The following is a 1,158-nucleotide window of genomic DNA, read 5'->3' as shown; positions in this document are numbered from 1 at the left end:
GATGTGTATAAGAGACAGCTGCGGGACGCTACCCGGTGACGCCATCTCCGGCGATGTCACCACGATCACCCGGATCTGCCTGGAATTCGCGGTCGGCATGCTCGACGGGCGTGATGTCCCGAGCCAGCTACAGCGCCTGCAGGACGCGGCCAGCGCGTGGGCCCGGGAGGGCGTACCGATCGACACGATCCACCACTCGATCGCCGAGGGCTTCAAAATCGGCCTCGACCTGGTGGTATCGAGCGCGTCGGGCAAGGATTTCGACAGCCTGGTCGGCGGCGTCAAGGTCGTGATGGAACTACTCGACACCATCACCGCCCAGATCTCGCTGGCCTACGTGCGCGAGCTGCGCGGCGTGGTCAGCGAGCACCACACCGCCGTGCACACCCTCACCTCCGCCCTGCTCGGCGGGCACAGCACCTCGACGATGGCCCGCGAATGCGGCATCACCATCGCCGAGACCTACGCGGTCTTCGCCCTGGCTATCCCCCAGCACCGCGAGGAAGCCAACCCGGCACTGGACTCGAAGGTCGTCGCCCGCCGCAAGTTGCGCCGGGTACAAGCCGAACTGGCCAAGCGCTGCGGCGACTCGGCGCTGTCGCTGCTCAGCGTCGACGGCGGGACGGTGCTGATCCCCGCCAACGCCTTCGACCGCGAGGGTTTGACCGCGCTCGTCGCCCAGCTCTCCCAGGCGGCCCAGGTCGGCATCACCGCCGCGATGGTCGAAACGAGCACCACCGGGGTTCCCGATGCCGCCGATCAGGCCCACGAACTGCTGGACATGGTGCAGCGGCTCGAGGTGACCTCGGGTCTGTACCGCTTCGACGAGCTCGCCCTGGAGTACCAGCTGACCCGCCCCGGGCCCGGCCGCGAATTCCTCGGCTCGCTGCTGGATCCGCTGGATCAGTACCCCGAGCTGCTCGAGACCCTGCAGCGTCACATCGCCAACAACCTCAACCGGCAGCGCACCGCTCGCGTGCTGCACGTGCACACCAATACGGTCGACTACCGGCTCAAGCGGATCGGCCAGCTCACCGGCTTCGATCCGACTCAGCCTTCGGGGCTGTGGTACCTGCGTTCCGCACTCGTCGCGCGCAGTTACCGCTCCGTTCCGGCCTGATCCCCGACACGACGAAGGCGCTGCCCACCATGGTGGGC

1 protein-coding gene is annotated in these 1,158 nt (G+C 67.8%); it reads left to right on the top strand.

Features of this window, described 5'->3' with window-relative positions:
- Nucleotide 1 precedes the first annotated feature (1 nt).
- Nucleotides 2–1,120 carry a PucR family transcriptional regulator gene (locus ACFWF3_RS36660; protein ID WP_379318820.1) on the top strand — a complete coding sequence of 373 codons (1,119 nt, stop codon included), beginning with the start codon at nucleotides 2–4 and terminating at the stop codon, nucleotides 1,118–1,120.
- The last annotated feature ends 38 nt before the right edge of the window (nucleotides 1,121–1,158 follow it).

The organism is Nocardia sp. NPDC060220 (assembly GCF_042727815.1).
In the GTDB taxonomy this organism is placed as follows: Bacteria; Actinomycetota; Actinomycetes; order Mycobacteriales; family Mycobacteriaceae; genus Nocardia.
The sequence above is the reverse complement of the archived record's forward strand: the minus strand, read 5'-3'. Positions and strand labels throughout refer to the sequence as shown.

Bases quoted from the DNA above. Each gene is read 5' to 3' on its own strand.
- ACFWF3_RS36660 (WP_379318820.1), top strand. From the start codon at position 2: ATGTGTATAAGAGACAGCTGCGGGACGCTACCCGGTGACGCCATCTCC.